Annotated in this window: 6 protein-coding genes and 1 tRNA gene; 4 read left to right on the plus strand and 3 right to left on the minus strand. The window is 59.7% G+C overall.

The genetic code is table 11. The annotated features are described in order from the left end of the window. Positions 1–134 precede the first annotated feature (134 nt). Positions 135–695 (plus strand): NADPH-dependent FMN reductase, encoded by a 561-nt coding sequence (locus K6T12_RS07765; protein ID WP_222221150.1) that lies wholly within the window; start codon positions 135–137, stop codon positions 693–695. On the opposite strand, the gene K6T12_RS07770 is transcribed toward K6T12_RS07765, so the two are convergent. Further along, positions 692–2,428: a putative bifunctional diguanylate cyclase/phosphodiesterase gene (locus tag K6T12_RS07770; RefSeq protein WP_222221152.1), complete on the minus strand. Its 1,737-nt coding sequence runs from the start codon at positions 2,426–2,428 to the stop codon at positions 692–694. The two genes, K6T12_RS07765 and K6T12_RS07770, sit on opposite strands and share 4 nt — an antisense overlap. A gap of 241 nt (positions 2,429–2,669) precedes the next feature. Between K6T12_RS07770 and rep the strand changes: the two genes are divergently transcribed. Beyond that, entirely contained in the window at positions 2,670–4,679 is a 2,010-nt protein-coding gene (gene rep, locus K6T12_RS07775; protein ID WP_222221154.1) for a DNA helicase Rep, read from the plus strand. A 177-nt stretch (positions 4,680–4,856) separates the two neighbouring features. Here the strand turns inward: rep and K6T12_RS07780 are convergent, their stop codons facing one another. After that, positions 4,857–5,282: a c-type cytochrome gene (locus K6T12_RS07780; protein ID WP_222221156.1), complete on the minus strand. Its 426-nt coding sequence runs from the start codon at positions 5,280–5,282 to the stop codon at positions 4,857–4,859. A gap of 635 nt (positions 5,283–5,917) precedes the next feature. Between K6T12_RS07780 and K6T12_RS07785 the strand changes: the two genes are divergently transcribed. Both K6T12_RS07785 and K6T12_RS07790 read left to right on the plus strand, forming a co-directional pair. Continuing rightward, positions 5,918–5,994, plus strand: a tRNA-Arg gene (locus tag K6T12_RS07785). Between the two features lie 100 nt (positions 5,995–6,094). After that, positions 6,095–7,429 (plus strand): tyrosine-type recombinase/integrase, encoded by a 1,335-nt coding sequence (locus K6T12_RS07790; RefSeq protein WP_222221158.1) that lies wholly within the window; start codon positions 6,095–6,097, stop codon positions 7,427–7,429. A gap of 97 nt (positions 7,430–7,526) precedes the next feature. On the opposite strand, the gene K6T12_RS07795 is transcribed toward K6T12_RS07790, so the two are convergent. Beyond that, on the minus strand, positions 7,527–8,021 hold a 495-nt coding region (locus tag K6T12_RS07795), incomplete at its 5' end, for an IS256 family transposase (RefSeq protein ID WP_222221160.1).

An 8,021-nucleotide genomic window follows, 5' to 3' on the forward strand; every position in this document is an offset into this window, starting at 1 on the left:
CCATCCGGGGCGCCAGGAGAGCGGCTGCCTCCCGGTGGAAGTAGCCCGCAGCTTCTTGCCATTAGGGCCCGCCGAACGCCATGAACTAAGCTGCCTTGTACCAGCAACAAGTCCGGGCAAGTCGGAGGTGGGCGATGGTGCAACTGGTCGGGATCGTGGGCAGCCTGCGGGCGGCGTCCTACAATCGGATGCTGCTCAATGCGGCGCTGCAGTCGTTGCCGGATGATGCCCGCATGGAGATCGTCGATCTGAGCGGGGTGCCGCTCTACAACCAGGATATCGAAGACAGCCAGGGCATCCCGCTGCCGGTGATGCTGCTCAAGGACAAGATCGCGGCGGCCGACGGGCTGGTGATCTGCACGCCGGAGTATAACGGAGGCATTCCCGGCGTGCTGAAAAACGGTATCGATTGGTTGTCGCGTCCGGTGGATGATCAGCCGCGGGTGCTGCATGGCAAGCGGGTGGCGCTGCTCGGCGCCACGCCGGGCGGCTTGGGCACCACCCTGTCGCAGAACGCCTGGCTGCAGGTATTCCGGGCGCTGCGGATGGAACTGTGGAACCGGGAAGGGGCGTTCTACCTGTCTCGTGCCTGGCAGGAGTTCGACGACCAGGGCGACCTGCAGGAGGTTGCCACCGCCGAGCGGCTGCACAACTACATCACCGCCTTTGTCGAAGACCTGAAAGGGACGCCTTAAGGCAAGCCTCTTTCCAGCATCTGCTCGAAACTTTCCAGCGGTACCGCCGGGCTGAACAGGAAGCCCTGTACCTGGTCGCAACCGTGCTGCTGCAGGAAATTGAGCTGGGCCTCGGTCTCCACCCCTTCGGCGATCACTACCATCTCCAGGTTATGGGCCAGGTTGATAATCGCCCGGACGATCTCCGCGTCGTCCGGGTTGTCGGTCACGTTGCGGATAAACGAACGGTCGATCTTCAGGGTGTGGATCGGCAGTTTCTGCAATAGCGCGAACGACGAGTAGCCGGTGCCGAAGTCATCCAGCGAGAAGGCGATGCCGAGCCGATGCAGTTGCTCGATACAGCTGCGTACATGGTGCTCGTCGCTGAACAGCGCCGACTCGGTCAATTCCAGTTCCAGCGCCCGTGGGTCGATCTGCTCCTGGTCGATGATCCGGCCGATGGTGGCTGCCAGCTGGGCATCGCGGAACTGGCGGAACGACAGGTTGACACCGATACGGCCATCCAGCCGGCCGTGCAGGCGCAGTTTCATCAGTGCCTTGCCGGCATTGTGGATCGCCCAGTAACCCATCGGCACGATCAGGCCGTTGCGCTCGGCCAGCGGAATGAAACGGTCCGGCATGATCAGGCCCTGTTGCGGATGGTGCCAGCGCATCAGTGCCTCGGCACCGACGATCCGGCCGCTGCATAGCTCGATCCGTGGCTGGTAGTGCAGCACGAACTGTTCGGCACGCAGTGCGGTGAAGATATCCGGCTCCAGCGCCGATGGCGCCGCGGCGCTCTCTTCCAGGGTTGGGGTGAAGGTCCGGTAGCTGCCGCCATGCTGCTGCTTGGCCGCGGTATGGGCCAGGCCGACGCGGCGCAGCAGTGCGTCAACCGATCGGCCGTGTAATGGCGCCAGCACCGCGCCTATGCTGCAGGCAAGCAGCCGTTCGTTGCCGTCGATCCGGTAGGGTGGTGCCAGCCGTTGCAACAGTTGTTGCAGTCGTTGCCTGAGCCAGCTGACGGGCTGCTGATCCGGCGGCAACCACAGCAGCAGTGCGAACTCGTCGCCGCCGAGCCGCGCCAGCAGATCGCGCCCGGTTGTCTGACCGGAAACAAGCGTCTCTTTCAGACGCTGGCTCAGCTCGCGTACCACCGTATCGCCGGCGCTATGGCCGAAACGGCGATTCAATTTGCTGAAGCCATCCAGGTCGACGTAGATCAGCGCCAGCGTGCGGTTCTCTTGGCGGCTTTGTGCCAGTCGCGCCGCCAATTGTCGGTAGAAGAAGGGGCGGTTGCCGACTTCGGTCAGCGGGTCGGCCTGGCGCAGTTGGCGGATCTCGGCAGCCTGGCGGTGGTGGCGCAGGGTATAACGGATGGCCCGCTGCAGCAGCGGGCCGCTCAACGTCGCCAGCGGCAGGCAGTCGCTGGCACCGACCGCCTGCAGCAGTTCGCTGCGGGTATCACAGGCGCTGCTTTCCAGCACGATGATCGGACAGTCCGGGCAATACTGTTGCAGCTGTTCGATCAGCTGACGGTACTGGTGCAGGTCGCCGGGCCAGTGCAGCAATAGCAGGTCGACCCGGTGGCGGCTGGCGAACAGGCGCAACGGGTCGAGTCCGCGCAGATGCGAAAAGCGGTACTCCTGCTGCAGTGGCAGCAGTTCCTCCAGCAACGTCCGGGTCGCCTCCTGCCGGTCGAGCAGGACCAGTTGAAATTCCGTTTCGGGGTACTCTCCAAGGGCCGAATGCATCGGTAGCTCCTTCTCACCCGACGTGCCTTCGGCACGCTGACGGCTGGGGCGGGTGGCTCAGGCTGTGATAAAATTCGCCCGGCGCTCGCCCCCGATCAACAATGTTGTTCAAACGTACGTTTAAATCTCTTTGAAATCAATTGATTAGACTCAGTGAGTTTGAATAATCACTCAGCCATCAGTTGGTTATCGGCGAGCAAGCATAAAGTTAAAGACCTTAACGTAGCCCAGATAGGTTGCCATGACCCGACTCAATCCCCGTCAGCAGGAAGCGATGCTCTATATCAGCGGCCCGTTGCTGGTACTGGCCGGCGCCGGCTCCGGCAAGACCAGCGTGATCACCCGCAAGATGGCCTACCTGATTGAAAAGTGCGGCTACGAGGCGCGCCATATCGCTGCGGTCACCTTTACCAACAAGGCCGCCCGCGAGATGAAGGAGCGTGTCACCGCGCTGTTGCAGGGACAGTCCGCCAAGGGGCTGACGGTGTCGACCTTCCATAACCTGGGGATGAATATCATCCGCCGGGAGTACAAGACGCTGGGCTTCAAGCCGGGCTTCTCGATCTTCGACGATCAGGATAGCAAGGCGCTGTTGAAGGATCTGTTACTGCATAATGACGAGGATGCCGAGCAGGTCGACGCGGTGGCGCACCAGATCTCCAACTGGAAGAACGATATGCTGGAGCCGGCCGAGGCATTGAGCCAGGCGCAGGGGCCGCAGGATATCCTGGCGGCGCGCGCCTACGAGGCCTACCAGGCCAGCCTGCGGGCCTACAACGCAGTCGATTTCGACGACCTGATCCTGATTCCGGTGAAACTGTTTGCCGAGCATCCCGACGTGCTGGAGCGCTGGCAGAACCGGATCCGCTACCTGCTGGTGGACGAGTACCAGGACACCAACCTGTCGCAATACCGGCTGGTGCGCCAGCTGGTCGGTCACCGCGGCATGTTGACGGTGGTGGGCGACGACGACCAGTCGATCTACGCCTGGCGTGGCGCCCGGCCGGAGAACCTGAACCAGCTGCAGCTGGACTTTCCCAGCCTGAAGGTGGTCAAGCTGGAGCAGAACTACCGCTCCACCCAGCGGATCCTGAAGGCCGCCAACACCCTGATCGCCAACAACCCGCACGTCTATGACAAGTCGCTGTGGAGCGAGATGGCGTTCGGTGATGAGATCAAGGTGATCCACAACCGCAACGAAGAGGCGGAGTGCGACCGGATCGCCACCGATATCCTCGACCGACACCTGCGTCACGGTATCCCGTTCCGCGATTTCGCGATCCTCTACCGAGGTAACCACCAGGCGCGGTTGCTGGAACTGAAACTGCAGAGCTACCAGGTACCCTACAAGCTCAGCGGCGGCACCTCGTTCTTCTCCCGTGCCGAGATCAAGGACCTGATGGCCTACCTGCGGGTACTGGTCAACCAAGACGACGACAACGCCTTCCTGCGGATCGTCAACCTGCCGCGCCGCGAGATCGGTCCGTCGACATTGCTGAAACTGGGCGAGTACGCCAACAGCCGCCATGTCAGCATGTTCAACGCCATCGAGGAGATCGGCCTGGAGCAGACGCTCAGTGGCCAGCCGCTGGAGCGGTTACGCCGTTTCTCCAGCTGGTTGAAGCGGCTCAGCGAGCAGTGCGAGCGGGAGGAGCCGATCCAGGCGATCCGCGAGATGATCTACGACATCGACTACGAGGGCTGGATCCGCTCGAACACCGCCTCCGACAGCGCCGCCGACCGCCGTATCCAGAACGTCTGGACGCTGGTGGATTCGTTGCGCAACACCTTGGAGCGGTTGCGCGAGGACGACCCGGACGCCGGCGTCAAGGAAGCGATCAGCCGGTTGCTGCTGATCGACATGATGGACCGGCAGGAGGAGGAAGACGATTCCAACCGGGTCCAGCTGATGACCCTGCACGCCTCCAAGGGGCTGGAGTTCCCGCATGTCTACCTGATGGGCATGGAGGAGGAGTTGCTGCCGCACCGCAACAGCATCGAGGATGGCAATATCGAGGAGGAACGCCGCTTGGCCTACGTGGGCATTACCCGTGCCCAACGCACGCTGATCATGACCCTGGCCAGCCAGCGCAAGCAGTACGGCGAGATGATCGACTGCGCACCGAGCCGGTTTATTGACGAGCTGCCGCCGGAAGACCTGGTCGTCGAGGGATTGGGCGAGAGCAATGCCAAGGCCAACCGCGCCCGCGGCCAGGCCACCCTGAACAGCCTGCGTTCATTGTTTGATTGAGGCGGATGCGCAGGGAGGCGCGCCCCATGCGGCCCAGCAGGCCGGCGATGGCCTCTGTTGCCCGGACTCGGTGAGCCACTGTTAACTCATAACTGTTAACGTTTCACTTGCCACAAAAAAACCGCTCATTAATGAGCGGCTTTTTATTATTTATGCCTTTTACGGCTGATCGAACGCTTACTTGGCGCTGTCGATCATGTGCTCGATTGCGCCCTGGATCTCTTCGTCGGAGCAGTCGGCACAGGTACCGCGCGGCGGCATGGCATTGATACCGTTGATAGCGTTGGCCAGCAGGGTTTCCATGCCCTTGGCGGCACGGTCGGTCCAGTCGGCGCTACCGAACTTCGGCGCACCGGCGACACCTACGGCGTGGCAGGCTGCACACTTCTGGGTGTAGACATCGGCGCCGGAGCGCGCGCCACCGGCGGAAGCGGTTGCCGCCGCTGCGGCAGCGCCGCCACAGGTCTCGTCGCCTTCCAGGCAGACGGAACCGAGCGGCTTGATGCGCTCGATGATCGCTTCATCGCTGGTTGCGGCGCCAGCGGAGCTTGCCAGCGCGAAGCCCAGGCCCAGAGCACACAGAGCAGTAGTAAATTTGTTCACAATGACGACCTCAATCACTCTCAGAAATTATACGGCAGCGCGGCCTGGCCAGGTGCCCATTCAGGTCGGGCCGATGCAGACACAACTGCTCAAAGGTTAATCGGGCTCGGATTATATCTGACAATAAACACAACTGAAATGGGGCGATTGTCCGGTTTCCGGTGGTGATCGTCCGTTTTTTCCCAGACTGGAATCCGCTGACGATTCTGATAACGCGCAGCTGCTCTTAACGCAGGGCTCGGCCGGTGAGTGAATCGCGTTGCCCTGAGCGGCAGATGGGTGGGGGAGAAAACAGGAGGGCGGAATAATCCGCAAGCTACCACCAATCGACGCGGTGGAGCAGCTGCACGAAGGCCAGCAGATATGGGAAAGGGGGAGCGCCTGCCGTGGCTTTATCCCGGGTCGATACGTTTCCTGATCGACCTGAGACTACCTTAGCGCGAAAAAATGACAGCAGGATGACCTGTGTCAACGGTTGGCCGGTTATCTATTGGTTGCAAACTGAACGATACTGAAGCGGTCGATACCCTGTCGCAGGGCGATGGTAAGATTCTGGCTAACAAAGCCGCTCAGGGGCTTGGCGAACGCGGTCGAGATGAGTATTATTACCGGCCTGCAAACACTTCCTTTGCAACGCGCCTGTAGCTCAGCTGGATAGAGTAGCAGGTTCCGATCCTGTTGGTCGGGGGTTCGAATCCCTCCAGGCGCGCCACTTTTTCTTGTCTAAGTCATTGATAAGAAAGCGCTTTTCAGAGTTTCCTTCACTGAAACGGTATCACAATTGGTTTCACATTCAGCCAAAGTGACCTGCCGTGCCACACCTGATTCATCGTTTTGGACCTATCGCTGTGACTGTCCGCTACCTCTGGCAAAAGCATTCAGACGGCCCTTACTACTACCGTCGTCGTGTTCCCAAGGACATCGCCCCCAAGCTGGGCAAGACCTTCAATGTCATCGCCCTCCGGACCAGGGATAAGCTGTTGGCCGCTAAACGCATCGCCAAGCTTACCCGGCAGGATGACGAGCTGTGGTACAGAATGCGTAACGGGCTGGCAACGAATAGCGCCAGGGAAGCGGCTCAAGCGTTGTTGGAAAGCTTCGATCTTGAGGCCAGGGCAGCGAATGAGCAGCAGGACCGGGAAATCCACGTTGATGTATTCCTTGAGAGCCTGGAGCGAAAGGTGCCTGGGAATGAGCATCCAGCAGATCATCTGGATGATCACGAACTCAGGGCGTTAGCCATCATCCAGGGCAAGGAAGAGTTTTCCTTGTCGGATGCCAAGCAGGTTTACCTGAAAAAACGGGATGGTCTGGAAACCAGGGCTGACAACCGGAAGCTCAGGAACGCGACTGACAGCTCCTTTGACTTGGTGATCGGAGCCATCGGTGATCGTAGTCTGAAGCAGTATCGCAGGAAGGACGTATCCGAAGTTATTCACGGAGCGCTGGTTGCCGGATTGAAGACCACGACGATCAAACGGCGATTGGGAGTCGTTAGAGCCGCCGTGAATGAGCTGATCAAAGAGTACGAACTCGATGGGTTGCGGAATCCCTTTGCTGACTTCGAGATACCCAAACTAGGGCAGGACTCGGACGAACGGGCTTCCCTCAACGCTGAGCAGGTCCAGAAGCTACGGGCATACGTGGCATCTAACAACACTGACAGCGCCAACATCATAGGGATGCTGCTGGATACCGGAGCACGTATCGCTGAGGTTGTCGGGCTGTGGCGTGATGACGTTGTGCTGGATGCAGAGGTGCCGCATGTGGTGTTCCACGAGAACCCCATGAGACGGCTCAAGACAAAAGCATCAAAGCGCAAGATACCGTTGGTGGGGGACGCCTTGAAGGCAGCTCAGAGGGCGTTAGAGAAGCCAGGGGAGGATGCGTTGTTCAGCCGTTACATGACACAGACGAAGGTCAAGAATGATGCTGCCTCAGCAGCGGTTAACAAGGTCTTGAAACGCCTGGACTGCCAGACTGCGCACTGTATGCGTCATACCATGCGTACCCGCCTCAGGAATGCGGATGTACCTGAGCCAAGGGCGAAGGAGATTCAAGGCTGGAGTCGGGAGTCTGTGGCAGATCAGTACGGTGAACAGACGGCACTTCGAAACCTCCGAGCTGACCTGTTGAAGACTCTGTGAGAGTAGCGGGGTGTCAAAGCGGCATAGGTTGAAACAAAACCCCCCCCCCCCGGCCATCTGCCGAGACCCTGTAAATAATTCTGTGTAACTGCCAAGGTTAAATATAGTCCGCCAAGCGGTCTTCAAATTCGATCATAAAGCGGTTCAGGGCAGCCTTCCAGTTCCTGATGGGCATTGTCCATTTTTTGGAGGCATCCTGGATCGCCAGGTAGATCACCTTTCTGGCCGAATCGTCCGTTGGGAACAACTTCCGCTTCTTGAGCGCCTTGCGAATAACACTGTTGAGTGACTCAATGGCGTTGGTCGTGTAGATCGCTTTGCGGATGTCCTGGGGGTAGTTGAACAGGGTGTTCAGGTTTTCCCAATGCATGCGCCATGAACGGCTGATTTGGGGGTACTTATCGTCCCAACGCTCGGCAAACTGAGTCAGCGCCTGCAAGGCTTCCTCTTCAGTGACAGACTGATAGATCCGCTTCAGATCGGAGGTGACCGCCTTGTAGTCCTTCCACGGCACGTATTTGACCGAATTACGCACCATGTGAACAATACAGAGCTGGATCCGGGTTTCGGGGTAGGCCGTATTGATCGCATC

It is taken from the genome of Marinobacterium arenosum, assembly GCF_019795155.1.
GTDB lineage: Bacteria > Pseudomonadota > Gammaproteobacteria > Pseudomonadales > Balneatricaceae > Marinobacterium_C > Marinobacterium_C arenosum.